Genomic DNA, 14,752 nt, shown 5'->3' on the forward strand with positions numbered 1-14,752 from the left:
ATCCATTTCCTCCTACTGAAGGTTTTCCAGCAATTGAAGTGCCTCTCCAAGGGTTACGATTTTCATTACCTCGTTTTCTTCAAGTTCAATATCAAATGTATCCTCAAGCTCACCTAAAAAAGACATGAAATCCAGAGAGCTGAATCCAAGATCCTCACGGAACCTCATTTCATTTGTCATTTCTTCCGGTGCCACTTTGCTATACTGGGCTACAATATTTTTAAATTCCATTTCCTGACTCATTATACGTCCTCCTGGTATACTATCAAATTTGTTCCATAATTTCACCGATGCTCATATCCGGTTCTGCGATTCCTTTAAATAAAATACGCATCATATAATAATAGAGAAGTTCCATATCATGTTCTTCCAGATGTGCTGTTTGATAATGATAGGAAAAATTCATTCCACCATCCTCTGTATGAGATACAGTCAAATACATTTTCTTGGTTGCTGCACCATTTGCAAACCATTTGGCATGCTGGCGAACAGTTCCAAGCATTTCATTTTCCACTTTTACCGGCATGGGCTGATAAGTCAAATAACAGCTTTCATAGCTGGTGTGCTCCGGTGTATTGTATCTTTTTCGCATCTCTTCCATAATAAGTGCCGGATCGTAATTGCTGTGCATATAAATACGATTCTGCATATTCTGAATTTCATAAGCAGCAGAAAGGAAATCTGTTTCAGGCGAGATTACGGTTCTGCATGGAAACATAATCGTTCTGCTTCCGCCAGAGGTCCACTCTTCATGAGTGGAACGTCTGGATATAAAATTCTGGATCGTAATATCCTCCTGTCCGTCATTTACCTTAGACAGATAAGTACGGATGCCAAGCAGCAGAAGATTTGTCATGGAAAGCTGATGATTCATACAGAAATCAATCAGGTTCTGAGTTGCCCCCGGCTCCAGATGATAATCCTTTACTGCCACAAATAAATTTTGCATTTCAATATCAGAGGAGCGAAGTTCCGGATTTCCATGCCTCTTTCTGGCGGCCTCCAGTACAGACGGGCCCTGAATATCGGAATACAGCGGCTCTCCCAGGGCATCCAGCTGATCGTCCCAGAATTTCTTGTCTTTTGCAAAACGCTTTTCATTGCCGGCCTTTGCCAGGTCCTTTTTCAGTACTGTTTGGAAATCAGCCAATTCCTGAGGATATGCTGTTCCATATTTGTAATAGGTATACAGCTGGAACAGATCCCCGATCATTACAACCAGTCCGCAGGAGTCAATCAACCGATGATCCATATGCACAAAAAAACCATTATATCCTTCCGGCAGCTTCAGCATGGTGAACTCGCACATGGGAATATTATCACCATCAAATGTTTCATATGCCCATTGCTGCATCAGTTCATCCGCTTCTGCAAGATTTCCCATTCCGGACAAATCCTTCAGTTCAATATCACGAGGATCCTGTTTTACAATATACTGCTTCACATTTCCCTCTTGATCCGGTTTGGTGAAGCGTACTCTGGTACAGCCTGAGCGCTCTATTTCCATCTGGATACACTTTTTCAATAATCCAAAATCCAGTTCAGCTTGTACAGACGCCACAACACTGACACCGGACACCTGTTGTGTTCCATAATCCACGATCCAGTTGTGATGCATTTTCTGAGCAGCAGTTAAAGGATAGTACTCTCTCATTCTTAATCAAACCTCCATTGCCCCTGTTTTTTGCTCTTGATGAGAAAATAGCATATATTTCAGGGAAATACCAGTACCGCTCGGACTTAACGAACACTTTACAAAAAATTGACCGGGACTTATCAAACCTTTTACAAAAATTTGTTTGATAAGTTCCGGTCAGGAAGGAGTATTGCTGTACTGTTAATCGTATTTTTCAAAAAATTGCATCATTGTATTCTGATACAGCGCAGGGTCTGCATAGGCACTGCACAGATGCCGTGCCCCGGGAACAATAACAAGCTTCTTCGGAGCTTTACATAACATATAATTCTGAAATGAATTATGAGGATAAACGTAGGTGTCCTTTTCTCCGTGGAAAAAAAGGACCGGCCTTGTATTCTTTTTCATTGCCTCTGTAGTATCTGCATCCTTCATGTGAAATCCAGCCAGTAAACTACAGAACCAGTCCATTTCCATTAAAAGCAAGGGAATGTGAGGAAGATGAAACCAGTTAGCCGCCATATCCTGCATTTGTCCTTCCATGGAATGAAAGCCGCAGTCAGCAATCAGACCTTTCACCTCCGGAGGAAGCGTATGTCCGGATGCCATCAGTACAGCTGACGCTCCCATAGACTGCCCATACAGATACACAGGGAGCTTTTCCTTGTTTCGTTCAGATACATAGATTGCCCATTGCTGAACATCCCATTGCTCCATTGCCCCAAAGGTAATGTATTTCCCTTCACTGTCACCACAGCAGCGCTGTTCCATAAACAGAAGATTGCATTGATGCTCATGGAGGTATTTTGCCATAAATGACATGGTGCCAAATCGACTGCCACGGTATCCATGGCTTAATATAACAAACCGTTTTGCATTCTCAGCCGGCAGATAAAATCCATGCAGCTTTAATCCATCTGTACTTCTGATATAGCAGTCCTGCATCTTCTGTGCAAAGCACCATTCTTTACTCTCATTATATTCCTCTGCATACCCATTCTGAGGATGGTTTTCCCTGATGTGCGACAATTCAAACCATTTCTTTCTCTCTTTTTTCCGGGCGCCCCGTTTGCAGCAAATCATCATATTGAAAAGGCGCCAGCCTGTCTCCATAGAGCCCAAAGCAATAATAAGAAGAACAGCACATATTTTAGAAATTTTCTTTTTCATTATAGTCCTTTTTCTGTAATGGTCGGTGCAGTCCATGTCTCCAATGCATCCATATCAGGCGTATAAATACGCATATACAGGTGGAAGCCTCCGTCACCTACAGGAAGCCAATTGGTAGTATCCTCAGGTGCATCCTGCTCTGTCTTTGGATACAGCGCAACTTCAACTGTATTGGCACCAAGCCCTGCAAGAGCTACTATTCATATCCTTCTGCTTCCGCCCAAAACTTTATGGTTCAATAATATTAAAATATTTATAGTCTGACGTAACCGTAACTGCATCCATCAATCGTGTCAGGCAGGTCTCATCACCCTCCTGCTGAATCAAAGCTGCAACATTCTCCGCGTTTTTCTGAATAATAGACAGCAGTCCAGCACGTTTGGTAGTCCATGTCACATCAGCATCCGCATCCTGTGTATCTTTCTGATAAAGAAGTACACCATTTTTCACACGGAGTACATAATTACCTTCCGGCAATATAAGATTTGCTGTAAAGGTCAGATCTGGAATCTTCGTCGTATCTACAAGAATTCCCAGATAATCCAGAATCATATCCGGTGTCATATGTGAGAAAACATCACCATTACCGCTACTTCGCGTTGCATCATCGGTATTTGTACCATTTCGCAGTTCCTGTGCAGCACAAAGGTAAGCACTGCGCCATGGACCTGATTCTGCCTGATATCCCAATTGCTCCAATGCATCCGCACACAGATAACGTGCATCCGTATTTTCCGGATCAGCAAAAACCAGCGTATTGGTAATCTGGGCAACCCACTGATATTCTCCCTTTGCAAAATCTTCTTTTGCTTTTTCAAGAACCGCATCTGTATCACCGAAATATTCTACCAGCTTTTGGGCATAATCCGATGGTGTAAGTTCAGCAAGATGGACGGGATTACCGTCATACCAGCCCATATATTTCTCATATACTGCCTTCGAATTATGAGAAACTGTACCGTAATACTGACGGGTATACCAGACTTTCTCCAGTTCCTCGGGAAGCTGGATCATATTGGCAATCTCTGTTTCCGTATAACCTTCATTAATGTAGAGCAGTGTCTGGTCGTTAATAAACTTATATACAGCTGCAGTATTGGTCATATATTCCTGAATGGTATCATTTCCCCAATGTGGCCAGTTATGGGACTGGAATACCACATCTGCCTTATCACCATAGAGAGCCAGAGATTCCATGATGTACTCTGCCCATGCGTTTCCGTCACGCACCTGGGCTCCGCGGAGTGTATACAGATTATGGAGTGTTCCTGTACAGTTTTCGGCCATCCACAAAGCATTTTTCGATTCAATCCAGAAGTTCATCTCTGCCGGTGCTTCGGTACCCGGAGTAAGCTGAAATTCAATTTCCACTCCGTCAATGGTATGCTTCTCACCAGTTTGTGTGATTTCAAGTGTAGGAGAAATATAACTTGTTTTGCCCTTGGACTGTCCCATACCAATACCAATGGCAAGGGATCCTGTTTCACCACCCTCAAGCATTGTTCCATACTGGTAACTTGCTCTTCGTCCCATAGCAGTACCTGCATAAATATTCTCGCTGACAGCATGCTTCTCAAAGCCTTCCGGTGCAATTACCTGCACATTGCCGGCTTGTACCTCTTCTTCCGAAACAATTCCCTTGACTCCACCGAAATGATCAACATGGGAATGGCTGTAAATCACTGCCTTTACAGGAAAAGTGCCCAGATTCTCTTCCACCAAGGCAAGAGCCGCTTGTGCACACTCTACACTCATCAATGGATCTACTACAATCCATCCTGTATCACCTTTTATGAATGTGACATTGGACATATCATAGCCACGCACCTGATAAATTCCATCGGTTACTTCAAAAAGACCATAAATATGATTCAGCTGTGTGTTTCTCCAAAGACTGGGATTCGCTGTATCCGGAGCGTCCTGATCCAGAAAAGCATATGCCGTCTGACTCCATACAAGCTTTCCGTTCTCATCATAAATATCCAAAGTATCCGGAGAAGCGATCTGCCCCTTTGTAGCATTCTCAAACTCCGCAGTATCCTCGAAATCCAGCAACGCATAAACTTCCTGATTTGCATCAATCGTATACTGGGTGGCTGGTTTACTTTCCGCTGTTAATTCTGATGCTGCAATTGCGGTCGAGCTGCCACAAACAGTCATGGTAAATGCCAATGCAACAGTAATCAAAGTAATTACTTTTTTTCTTTTCATGATATTTTGCCCCCTTCCTTATAAAAAGCTCAAGTCTTCTTTACTGTAAATCTTGGAAAATATAAGTAGAAGTTACTTAATATATAAATAATATAATATAATATCGTTTTATTCCAGTCAATAAACATGGAACAAAACGACATCCAAACGGCTTAAAACGACATATTTTTTTAGTTATTTTGTACGATTTTTCAGGTATGTATTCCACATTTTATGGATATTGTTACTACTGTCAACTGCCTTAATCGTATCCAGATCAAACAAGATACAGCCACAATGACCCTTAAAAGTAGGAAAACAAATTACTTTCAGGTTTCTGTCTACTTCCGGGCTATAATCCATAAGTTCCAGTACTTCTCCATAAAGTGCCGAACGTTCATAACTTCGCAGCCATTTCGGGTCCATATTGGCAAACAGACTTCCAAAAGATTTTCCAAGCAGCTGATCCAGTGAAAGCTTTTCTAATTTGGCGAGTTCCTGATTTGCGTAACGGAAAATCCAGTCTACCGCATGGCTTTCTTCATTAAATACCATTTCTATGTCCGTAAATGCAATGGGCAGATATTCAAAAGAACTATAATGACGGCAATATTCTTCTTTCGTAGCAGGAATACCTTTTTTTCCCAAAGCATTAATCATTTTTTTCTGCTTTTCCTGAATCTCAGTCACTATTTGTTTTTTCTTGCGAACAGTATATGGCAATTCTTCTCCATTGCTGAGATTTACCATATCTGTCACTTCGTGAACAGCTTTTACTGACACAATACAGCCTCTATGTACTTTTACAAAATCTTCCTTCAATAGTCCTTCCAGATCTTTCAAAGCAATACGCGTCTGGTATACTTTCCCTCCGACAATATGAATCACCGCAATTTTTCCGTTCATTATAATATAAAGAATCACATCCGAATTCAAAGTTATATTTTTTCTATCTGAAATTATATTAATAATTCCCATTTTTGTTATCCTCACATCCAGCTTTGGTATTTGGTTTTTCGAAATTCAAAATCAGGCAAGTCAATATAGCGGTTACTTAGTATTCACTGTACTAGTTTTACAACACTTATTATATCATTTTCCTCTGATAATAGTTGTAATAATTTTGCATTTTTCATATTTCAGGGAGACTTTGCGCTGTACATAATGCTCCCCACCCAACCATATCATCCGGATATCTTTCAACCCCCGGCAATGGTCTGGCGCCGCGGCGGAGATAGGCTTTTAGTTTTTCTCCGTAGAGGTAAGGATCATTACCGCGGGTAATTCCCCATTCCATCAATAAAGCTGCAGCTCCGGTTACGAATGGGGTGGAAAAGGAAGTACCGGAAAAGCGTGCGTAGCCTCCGCCTGCTCTGGGGGCAAGAATGTCAACACCTGGAGCAGTCAAATCTGGTTTTGGGTAGGGGAGATTGCAGCTGCCACGGCCGGAGAAGTCCGCATAAGCATTTAATCGGGCGTCGTAGGCACCTACACTAATTACACGGCGGGCAGTGGCCGGAATAGTCAGGGTTCCCTGGGCACGGGGCAAATAAAATGCAGTACCAGGATTTAATGTTTTTCCACCTGGCAGCCAAAGATAATATTCCCCATTTTTAATATTTCCTGCCACAAGAATGATTTTCCAGACACCGCTGTCTATATAGCTGCTTTGTTGTATTCTCAGTGGATCTGTCTCAGCTTTCACAAGAAAATCCACATAGATTTCCTGAGTCACATGATAAGGCGCAGGTTTTCCATAATAGATGAGAAGCTCCGTATTTCCAAGGCTCCAACGCTGGGCACCTAATGCTTCCTTCAATGGTCCAACCCGTTCCCCGGAAGGATTTTCCAAATAAATTTCCATCTCATCTTCGTAATCTTTCCACAGCTGTATGTTCAGATTTGGCTCAAATGGACCTACTCCAAGCTCAATTTCCTGGATTTCCCCGGCAGAAAGTTTTCCACCGCAGTGCAGTGCGTCACTTCCGTTATTCCCCATTCCTACACAAATTGCAAGCTTTCCAATGCTCGATACGCTATCCAGATAAGTTTCCAACAGGGAATCTCCTCTGTGTGAGCCATAGTTATTTCCAAAACTTAAATTGATTACCATTGGTCGTCCCATAGCCAGTGCCTGCCGCACCAGATAGTCTACTCCCTGCATCAGCTCTGTAGTTCTTGGAAAAGAATCCTGTCTTGGAATTCCCATTTTCACAACCAGAAGGTCACTTTCATATGCCACGCCCCGGTTCACTGCGCCACGGGAAAAATCGCTGCCTGCAGCTACTCCAAGCACAGCTGTTCCATGACCGCTTCCATCTTCAGACGGAACAAGGCGCCTCCCCTCTTGTACAGAAAGGGACAGCGCCTCATTGATTTCCTCATTCGTATATTCAGTTCCTGTTGCATATCCCTTCGGCGGATTACCGGGAATGCCCTGATCCCACAAACGCAATATCCTGGACTTTCCATCTGCTGTGAGAAATGCCAGATGGCGGTAATCCACACCGGAATCCACAATTCCAATCAACACGCCGCGCCCTGTCAGCTGTAGATTTCCCGGCTCATTGCGCTGTACCTGGGTAATACAGCTTGCCTCTTTTGAAAAAAAGTCTTCAAAATACAGACGGGTAGGCTTTTCTATAAATTCTATCTGTGGCCGCCTGGAATATTCGTCCAGCATACTTTCAGGAAGCGTCACAATAGCGTACCCGCCAAGGAGGGAGACCACGGAGATTTCGCTTCCGCCTGGCAACGCCTCACTATGCTTCACAATAATTTCCCACTTTCGTGTTTGTTTCTCATACCCTACATTCAGGTTCCGGGATTTCTCTCTTTCCTCTTCTGTAGCATCCAGCGCAAGGTTTAAAAGATTATCCAGCTTCTGATCTGGCATATTCCCTCCATTTTGCATCGTATGCATGCTCATAGTGTATACTCATCTTTAATTTACGCCAATCCGCTTTAAATAATGCCTCAGCCTTCTTATTACATTTTTAAATACCAGTTATTTTTCCTCTGCTTTCACCTTTCCAAGCAAAAAAACCATTATCAGCAGCACCACTGGGAAAATCAGTCCTACGCCCATACCTATGCGGATATTATCTCCGGCATTTTGGGTGACACGGCCGACGATTCCAGGCCCTATGCTGCCTCCAAGATCTCCTGCCATGGCAAGAAGGGCGAACATGGCGGTTCCGCCTGCCGGAAATTTCTTAGAGGATATACTAATAGTACCCGGCCACATTATTCCAACGGAAAATCCACAGACAATACAGCCAATCAATCCGGCTGCCGAATTGGAGGACAGAGATGCAAGAAGATAGCAGAATACGCATAAAATTCCGGAGCCTGCCATAAATTTCATCAGATCCATTTTATCTCCGTATTTTCCAAAAATCACACGGCTGATTCCCATCGTAATGGCAAACATACAGGGACCAGCCAAGTCTCCGATGGTCTTAGACAGTCCAAGTGCCGCCTCTGCATAGGCAGATGCCCACTGGGACATGGACAGCTCTGATGCCCCGGAACACACCATCAGACACACAGCGATCCAGAACACAGGCTTACGAAACAGTTCCCCGATTTTCATTCCTTTCCCTTCGTCCACCAGATGCTTGATAGGACAAGTAGCAAAATTGTAAACATTAATGGTTGGAACGATTGCCCACAAAACTGCCAGCCACTTCCAGCTGTCCATTCCAAAAACTGCGAAAAACAGGGTGGAAACTGCAATGGTTCCCACAGACCCCCAGCAATAGAAGGAATGAAGAAGACTCATAGTTGCCTCTTTATTTTCGAAAGGACACGCTTCCATAATGGGACTGCAAAGCACTTCAATCAGTCCGCTTCCAACAGCATAAACAATAACACTGATGATAATTCCCATAAAAGGATCTGGCAAAAGCTCCGGAAGAAATGCCAGCCCAACCAGTCCTAAAGCGGAACTGATTTCAGAAGTCACAATGCACACACGATATCCGATTTTGTCTACAAACCGGGCACAAAACAAATCTATCAGCAGCTGGGTAAAGAAAAAACAGGTGGAAATCAATGCAATATTTCCAAGGGAAATATGATAATCTGTGTGAAATTTCAGAAACAGCAGCGGTGCAAAATTGGCTGCTATAGCCTGGGTAATAAAACCCAGATAACAGGCTCGTTTGGTTTTTTGGTAATTTGGCATGATTGGTTCTCCTTTTTTCTTCTTTGAAGAAGATTTTTGTCTTATTGGATTATATTATATTTGATTGTATTTTTCATTGGATTATTTTCGATTTTTATTGTATAATATCGTAAAACAAAGGATAAACCAGATATGAAAGAAACCAACGTATATACCAAAATTGTTACAGACGAAAATTTAATGGAGACCCAGTCTCACGGAAGCCAGGACTATCCCTTTCGCTACTATTATGAACATTTAGCCCAGTTTGATTTTAACTGTATAGACTGGCACTGGCATACGGAGCTGGAATTTGTATATGTTCAATCCGAAACCGTAACTGCCTGGATTGGGGAAAAGCAGCTGGAGTTGCCAACAGACAGCGGCATTTTTATTAACTCCAAATTCCTTCACCGTTTTTCCTCTCCTGAGGATGCTGTCATCCCAAACTTTCTCTGCATGCCCTCTTTCCTTGCAGCTACAGACAGCTATATCTACCAAAACTATGTGAAGCCTATCGTTTCATCAAATATTCCTTTTTGGACTTTTCGCAGGGAAATTTCCTGGCAATCCAGAATTCTGGATCTTATGAAGCAAATTATTTCTGCACAGGCTTCCGGTTCTTCCTGCCATCTTCTGACCTCAGCCCTTATGCAGCAGCTCTGGCTGGAAATATATGAACATACAGACCTTTCCACTACATCGGAAGTCACTGGGCAATTCTCTGTAAACCGTGCAAGGCTCCAGCTGATGATGCAGTTCATTCACGAAAATTACAGAAGAAATCTTTCCCTGGATGAGATCGCCGCACAGTCTATGATCAGTAAAAGCTCTGCCCTAAATCTTTTTCGGAGCTATCTTCACATCACGCCAGTTAATTATCTCATAAACTATCGGCTGAAACAGGCTGCCCTTCTGCTTTCCCATACAGAGAAAAAAGTCAGCACCATTTCAGCCGAAACTGGTTTTCACAATGTAGATTATTTTTGCAAAGCCTTCAAAAAGCACTATCAGGTGACCCCTAGGGAATATCGAGAAGAAAAGCGGGAACTTGTCAAAATGTCTTGCATCCTGAGTTTTTGAGCCAAACTTGTAAGTTTCCTGTCCTTAATCCATAACATCAAAACCAGGGCTGCTTGTACTCCTCCAATGGTGTTGTTATGCCATCACTGCCTCTGCGAAGCAGACCGGCAGGTGAAAATCAGGTTTCTCACTTTCAATGGGAGAGTAGCTTCCGAAATGCAGAATTTCCTCTGACTCTGAAATTTTATAGAAATTACAGTAAAAGCTTCTGCCCTTTTTTATTTCTTCAAAATCACAGATTTCTTTGAGATATTCTTCCGGGAAAAGTACCTCCAGATACCATTTATTCTCTTCTACAGCTGCCTTCACACCAGTCATGGCAAACTGCTCTTCGCTAATGGAGCATCTGCTTTTTCTCCCGCGTCCATAATTGGCAAGCATTGCACCATTTGCATTGATCTCAAAATTTGTATACATACATTCATTTGAAAGCGCCTGATTTTCCTCTGGGAAAGCAAGAAAAATTTCCATTGCACTATCTGTATAAACCGGATCATTATGCCTGCAATACCGTCTGAGAGGATTTTTCTCTTCGCAAACCATTTTCACAAACAGCCCTTCCCCTTCCACATATCCCATCCATCCATAGACAAGTGGGTTCTGTTTGCTGTTCCACATATATTGATTGATAAAGAACTTTTCACACTGTTCAATCTGCTCTTTTCGTTCTATTTTTTTCACATGATATTGTAATCCCATAACCATCCTCTTTTCTATATTTTTATTAAAGCCATTGCACTGTTATAAAACCTGTTTAAATATACTTCAGTATACCATATTTCTACTTCCATTTCCGCTGAAAAAGGAATTGTTTTAGATTATATTTCCAAAATATGCTCTATATCTTTTTTACATTTTTTGCTGCAGATATGTTATAATGGGGACGTTGATTGAATAAAACAGTTTTGAACATACTTATGAGGTAAAATACTTATGAAATACAGAGATGAATTTCGCATTGCTTCCACAGCCATTTTGCTTAGCGTGGCTATGTTTGGAATTTCCGTGGTAGTTCCAAAGGAGAGCCGGGTTCCTACAGCCAAGACTACTTTGGTAGAAGCACCTGAGACAGCTGCCGAAGCAGAAGCTGCTGCCGAACAAACAGAATTTCCTATTTATAACCAGGAAAGCAACTATGATACTTCTTATGACAACAGCCAGGATTACTATGAACCTGATACTTCCGGTGACAGCTCAGATCCTGCAAACAGCGGCGATTCTTCTGGCAGTGATCAGATCACTTATCCTTCTGAGGATACCGGTGATGGCTCCGGAGATACTTCCGGAGGGGATACTTCCGGAGGAGATGCTCCTGCGATTCCGGATTACACAGAGACTCCCGGCGATGGCTATGAGCCAAGTGAAGATAACAACTGGGATTATGTAGCTCCTGGTGCTGACTCCGGAGCAGATGGTTCTGACGGTTCAGACAGCGCCCAGCCGGATATGGAGGTTTATGAATAGCATCGTTTCAATTGCATAATAAGAAAACAAAATCCCCGGGGATTCATTTCACGAAGCATTCCAATTATGTTCAGCTTCTGAAAACTCCCGGGGATTTTTTAATTTACAATCTAATGCTAAGATCCAACGCTTTTGACCCTGATATCATCATTTTATTTGATTCAAAAATGCAAATGGCTCCTTATCTTCCAGAAAATGCATCAGCATATAGGCAGTCATGATTGCCACATTCTCCTCCTGTAAAATACGCTTCACTTCTTCTTTATCCGCAAGAACAACCTCAATCTCCTCCGTAGCCTCCTGGGCCTTGGAGCTGATCTGACCGCTGGCATATCCGTACACAGTCGCACAGGATTCATCTGTCATCCCTACCGTGGTAAAATAAGGCTTCTGATAAGCCTCTGCTACCGGAATCGGTTCCAGCTTTAAGCCTGTTTCCTCGTACATCTCACGAACTGCGCCCTCATGATAATTCTCATCCGGTTCTACCAGTCCTGCCGGAAATTCATAAATATAATCTCCCAGCGTGTAGCGATACTGCCGAATCAATACCACCTTGTCGTGGTTTTCTCCGTAAATACTGTAAATAATTACGCCATCTGGTTTGTTTTTGCGGGTTACAAGCTTCAGGCTCTCCACATCTCTGGCACGGGATGCCACGAAGTAATTCACAGGTGTGTTATGTACACTGGTTGCCTTTACATTATAAAGGTTTACATAACGGTTATCTGTCTGCTTGGTAATGCTGTTGATTTTTCCCATAGGAACCTCTTTTCATCAGTCACCGCGAAGGATTACACGAATTCTTTTATAAATAAAGAATACGATCACTGAGGTTAATGTGTATTTAAATAAGTTAAATGGCACAAGAATCATAATTGCAAAGGTAAGAAGGTTCGTAACACCACTGTGTACTGCTGCGCCCATCTCGATAAATGCCTGAACCGGCATTCCAAATGCCTTTCCGTATGCCGGAAGAAGAACAAATGCATTTATAAAGCATGCAAGGATAGTGGTAAGAATTACACCAACTGCCATTCCGGCAACTGCATGTGTTCTTGTTTTCTTATGCTGGTAGCGGTAGATCAGGCCTGCCGGAATTACATAAGAGCAGCCAAAGATGAAGTTCGCCACATCTCCAACACCTGCTGTCATAGTTCCTTTGGTTACCAGATGAACCAGAATCTTCACCAGCTCGATCAGCATGCCCGCTACAGGTCCCATTGCAAAGGAACCAATCAGTGCCGGAATTTCGGAAAAATCCAGCTGGTAAAAGGATGGAGCAAGAAAAGGAAGCGGCACCTCAAAATTCATAAGTACGCCGGCCACAGCACCTAACATTGCTACCTGGGCAATGGTTCTGGTTCGGCTTCGTTCCATTACGTTTCCATTTCTGATTACTTGTTCGCTCATACTCGTCACTCCTTAAATTATAATATTTAAAGAAAATTTCTGCAAGTATGCGAATAGAAAATCTTAGGATCTTTTCCAGCACTGCAGCAAACAGCTATTTCCATCCACACAAAAAGCCCCGGAATTTCTTCCGGGGCAATGAGTACGTACAAATAAATATCAACTTATCTGATCATTCTGCGCGTTCTTCTCTCATCCAGACTTTACTGTCGGTTTTGGAATTTCACCAAATCAGCCGCCTAAGCGGGTCGCGGACTATACCGCCGGTAGGGAATTTCGATATTCAAGCTCTCGATCACCCTGCCCCGAAGAAATTTTCTTTATTCATATGGATTATACAATAGAAAAGCGGTAATTTCAAGAAGAAGTAAAAATATTTTTTTATTCTTCCGTTCTTTTCTCCACCACATGCACATCCATCTGGGGATAAGGAATTCCAATTTCGTTAGCATCGAATGCTATTTTTATTTTTTCATTCAGGCGCCATTTGATGTTCCAGTATTTCTCTGTAGGGACCCAGACCCTAAGCCCCAGGACCACTGCGCTGTCTCCCAGTTCATCTACAAACACCTGCATCTCCTTATCTGACTTTGTGCCGGGATCCTCCTGCAAAATGTGATAAAGAAGCTTTTTGGCTTTTTTAATATCGGAATCATAGGAAATCCCTACTTTAATTTCCAGCTTACGCAAAGCCTGGGCAGTTACATTAATGATAGTACTGTTGGACAGCCTGCCATTTGGAATGATCACATGCTTATTATCTACTGTTGTAAGGGTTGTATAAAACATCTCAATTTTATACACTGTGCCTTCTGTACCACCTGACTGGTCCTGAATAATGTAATCACCTACCTGAAAAGGTTTAAACAGTAACAGCATTACACCACCTGCCAGATTTTCCAGTCCTCCCTGAAGAGCAAGACCAATCGTAACACCGGCAGTTCCAAGAAGAGCCGCAACTGAAGATTCCTTCACGCCAAAATAAGTAGCAATATTAAAGATCAGAATCAGATATAACAGGAATTTTCCGAAGGAGCAGATAAACTGGGCAACTCCCTTATCTACGCCAGCCTTTTCCATGGATCTTTTTGTTATTTTCAGGAACCACTTGATCAGCTTCGTTCCTGCATAAAAAGCAAGAACTGATAAAACCACCTTCATCCCGAACTCGATTAAATCCGGAATGTGTCCATTAAAGTAAGCCTTGAGCTGACTCATATTGAAATTGACCTTATCTACGGTTTCCTGTACCGTTTCCTGAACTGCATTTTCAATTACCTGTTCTTCCAAATTATCATCTCCCGCTTCTCATCGTCAAACGTTTTCCACAGTCATCGGCCTGCTTCCACTTGTTTATCCACCGCTTACTGTACCATTCTCCACAATATCAGCTGAACTGCCAGAATCAGCGGCACACCCACACGAAATTTCCACTTTCTGGTCTTATGATGAAAAAACTGCATTCCCAGAATTGCTCCCACAGAACCACCAAGGGCAGCTACTGCAAGCAGCTGGGCTTCCGGAATTCTCCACTGCTTTCGGATTGCCTTTTGCTTATCCACCCCGTACATGCCAAAGGCAATCAGATTGATAACAGTCAGATATACGGTCAATACATTCTGTATCAT

At 42.6% G+C, this 14,752-nt stretch carries 15 protein-coding genes and 1 riboswitch; of the genes, 2 read left to right on the plus strand and 13 right to left on the minus strand.

Annotated elements, in window-relative coordinates; genetic code table 11:
* Positions 1-12: 12 nt before the first annotated feature.
* The 8 genes from H8S54_RS15390 to H8S54_RS15420 all read right to left on the minus strand — a co-directional run bounded on the left by H8S54_RS15390 (position 13) and on the right by H8S54_RS15420 (position 9,185).
* On the minus strand, positions 13-243 hold the full coding sequence (locus H8S54_RS15390) for an acyl carrier protein (RefSeq protein WP_021925093.1): 231 nt from the start codon (positions 241-243) through the stop codon (positions 13-15).
* Positions 244-265: 22 nt separating this feature from the next.
* Positions 266-1,654, minus strand: a complete 1,389-nt coding sequence (locus H8S54_RS15395; protein ID WP_186901771.1) for a condensation domain-containing protein — start codon at positions 1,652-1,654, stop codon at positions 266-268.
* Positions 1,655-1,837: 183 nt separating this feature from the next.
* Positions 1,838-2,806, minus strand: coding sequence for an alpha/beta hydrolase (locus H8S54_RS15400; protein ID WP_186901772.1), 969 nt, complete (start codon positions 2,804-2,806; stop codon positions 1,838-1,840).
* A complete protein-coding gene (locus H8S54_RS19185) occupies positions 2,806-3,006 on the minus strand; it encodes a DUF1214 domain-containing protein (RefSeq protein ID WP_334292259.1) in 201 nt (66 codons plus the stop codon). The genes H8S54_RS15400 and H8S54_RS19185 overlap by 1 nt, the downstream gene beginning before the upstream one ends.
* Before the next feature lie 28 nt (positions 3,007-3,034).
* A complete protein-coding gene (locus H8S54_RS15405; protein ID WP_186901773.1) occupies positions 3,035-5,017 on the minus strand; it encodes an alkyl/aryl-sulfatase in 1,983 nt (660 codons plus the stop codon).
* Between the two features lie 174 nt (positions 5,018-5,191).
* Complete coding sequence (locus H8S54_RS15410) at positions 5,192-5,974, minus strand: LytTR family DNA-binding domain-containing protein (RefSeq protein ID WP_186901774.1); 783 nt, start codon at positions 5,972-5,974, stop codon at positions 5,192-5,194.
* 154 nt (positions 5,975-6,128) lie between these two features.
* Entirely contained in the window at positions 6,129-7,892 is a 1,764-nt protein-coding gene (locus tag H8S54_RS15415; protein ID WP_186901775.1) for a S8 family peptidase, read from the minus strand.
* Between the two features lie 111 nt (positions 7,893-8,003).
* A complete protein-coding gene (locus H8S54_RS15420; protein ID WP_186901776.1) occupies positions 8,004-9,185 on the minus strand; it encodes an MFS transporter in 1,182 nt (393 codons plus the stop codon).
* A gap of 132 nt (positions 9,186-9,317) precedes the next feature.
* On the opposite strand from H8S54_RS15420, the gene H8S54_RS15425 reads away from it, so the two are divergent.
* Positions 9,318-10,247: a helix-turn-helix domain-containing protein gene (locus tag H8S54_RS15425; protein WP_186901777.1), complete on the plus strand. Its 930-nt coding sequence runs from the start codon at positions 9,318-9,320 to the stop codon at positions 10,245-10,247.
* A 75-nt stretch (positions 10,248-10,322) separates the two neighbouring features.
* On the opposite strand, the gene H8S54_RS15430 is transcribed toward H8S54_RS15425, so the two are convergent.
* Positions 10,323-10,946 (minus strand): carbohydrate-binding family 9-like protein, encoded by a 624-nt coding sequence (locus H8S54_RS15430; RefSeq protein ID WP_186901778.1) that lies wholly within the window; start codon positions 10,944-10,946, stop codon positions 10,323-10,325.
* Between the two features lie 234 nt (positions 10,947-11,180).
* Between H8S54_RS15430 and H8S54_RS15435 the strand changes: the two genes are divergently transcribed.
* Complete coding sequence (locus H8S54_RS15435; protein ID WP_021925686.1) at positions 11,181-11,711, plus strand: hypothetical protein; 531 nt, start codon at positions 11,181-11,183, stop codon at positions 11,709-11,711.
* A gap of 147 nt (positions 11,712-11,858) precedes the next feature.
* Here H8S54_RS15435 and H8S54_RS15440 read toward each other — a convergent pair whose 3' ends face one another.
* From H8S54_RS15440 to H8S54_RS15455, 4 genes are all read right to left on the minus strand, one after another.
* Complete coding sequence (locus H8S54_RS15440) at positions 11,859-12,473, minus strand: NUDIX hydrolase (RefSeq protein WP_021925687.1); 615 nt, start codon at positions 12,471-12,473, stop codon at positions 11,859-11,861.
* Positions 12,474-12,488: 15 nt separating this feature from the next.
* Positions 12,489-13,124, minus strand: coding sequence for an ECF transporter S component (locus tag H8S54_RS15445; RefSeq protein WP_021925688.1), 636 nt, complete (start codon positions 13,122-13,124; stop codon positions 12,489-12,491).
* Between the two features lie 180 nt (positions 13,125-13,304).
* Positions 13,305-13,441, minus strand: a riboswitch (FMN riboswitch).
* Between the two features lie 64 nt (positions 13,442-13,505).
* Positions 13,506-14,414 carry a mechanosensitive ion channel family protein gene (locus tag H8S54_RS15450; protein ID WP_317259438.1) on the minus strand — a complete coding sequence of 303 codons (909 nt, stop codon included), beginning with the start codon at positions 14,412-14,414 and terminating at the stop codon, positions 13,506-13,508.
* A 74-nt stretch (positions 14,415-14,488) separates the two neighbouring features.
* Positions 14,489-14,752, minus strand: a complete 264-nt coding sequence (locus tag H8S54_RS15455) for a DUF1294 domain-containing protein (protein WP_021925690.1) — start codon at positions 14,750-14,752, stop codon at positions 14,489-14,491.

The organism is Blautia segnis, assembly GCF_014287535.1.
Taxonomy (GTDB): Bacteria; Bacillota; Clostridia; order Lachnospirales; family Lachnospiraceae; genus Blautia_A; species Blautia_A acetigignens.

What these genes read in the sequence shown, in the direction of transcription:
- H8S54_RS15390 (WP_021925093.1), bottom strand. Translation starts at nt 243, where the DNA reads ATGAGTCAGGAAATGGAATTTAAAAATATTGTAGCCCAGTATAGCAAA.
- H8S54_RS15395 (WP_186901771.1), bottom strand. Translation starts at nt 1,654, where the DNA reads ATGAGAGAGTACTATCCTTTAACTGCTGCTCAGAAAATGCATCACAAC.
- H8S54_RS15400 (WP_186901772.1), bottom strand. Translation starts at nt 2,806, where the DNA reads ATGAAAAAGAAAATTTCTAAAATATGTGCTGTTCTTCTTATTATTGCT.
- H8S54_RS15405 (WP_186901773.1), bottom strand. Translation starts at nt 5,017, where the DNA reads ATGAAAAGAAAAAAAGTAATTACTTTGATTACTGTTGCATTGGCATTT.
- H8S54_RS15410 (WP_186901774.1), bottom strand. Translation starts at nt 5,974, where the DNA reads ATGGGAATTATTAATATAATTTCAGATAGAAAAAATATAACTTTGAAT.
- H8S54_RS15415 (WP_186901775.1), bottom strand. Translation starts at nt 7,892, where the DNA reads ATGCCAGATCAGAAGCTGGATAATCTTTTAAACCTTGCGCTGGATGCT.
- H8S54_RS15420 (WP_186901776.1), bottom strand. Translation starts at nt 9,185, where the DNA reads ATGCCAAATTACCAAAAAACCAAACGAGCCTGTTATCTGGGTTTTATT.
- H8S54_RS15425 (WP_186901777.1), top strand. Translation starts at nt 9,318, where the DNA reads ATGAAAGAAACCAACGTATATACCAAAATTGTTACAGACGAAAATTTA.
- H8S54_RS15430 (WP_186901778.1), bottom strand. Translation starts at nt 10,946, where the DNA reads ATGGGATTACAATATCATGTGAAAAAAATAGAACGAAAAGAGCAGATT.
- H8S54_RS15435 (WP_021925686.1), top strand. Translation starts at nt 11,181, where the DNA reads ATGAAATACAGAGATGAATTTCGCATTGCTTCCACAGCCATTTTGCTT.
- H8S54_RS15440 (WP_021925687.1), bottom strand. Translation starts at nt 12,473, where the DNA reads ATGGGAAAAATCAACAGCATTACCAAGCAGACAGATAACCGTTATGTA.
- H8S54_RS15445 (WP_021925688.1), bottom strand. Translation starts at nt 13,124, where the DNA reads ATGAGCGAACAAGTAATCAGAAATGGAAACGTAATGGAACGAAGCCGA.
- H8S54_RS15455 (WP_021925690.1), bottom strand. Translation starts at nt 14,752, where the DNA reads ATGATACAGAATGTATTGACCGTATATCTGACTGTTATCAATCTGATT.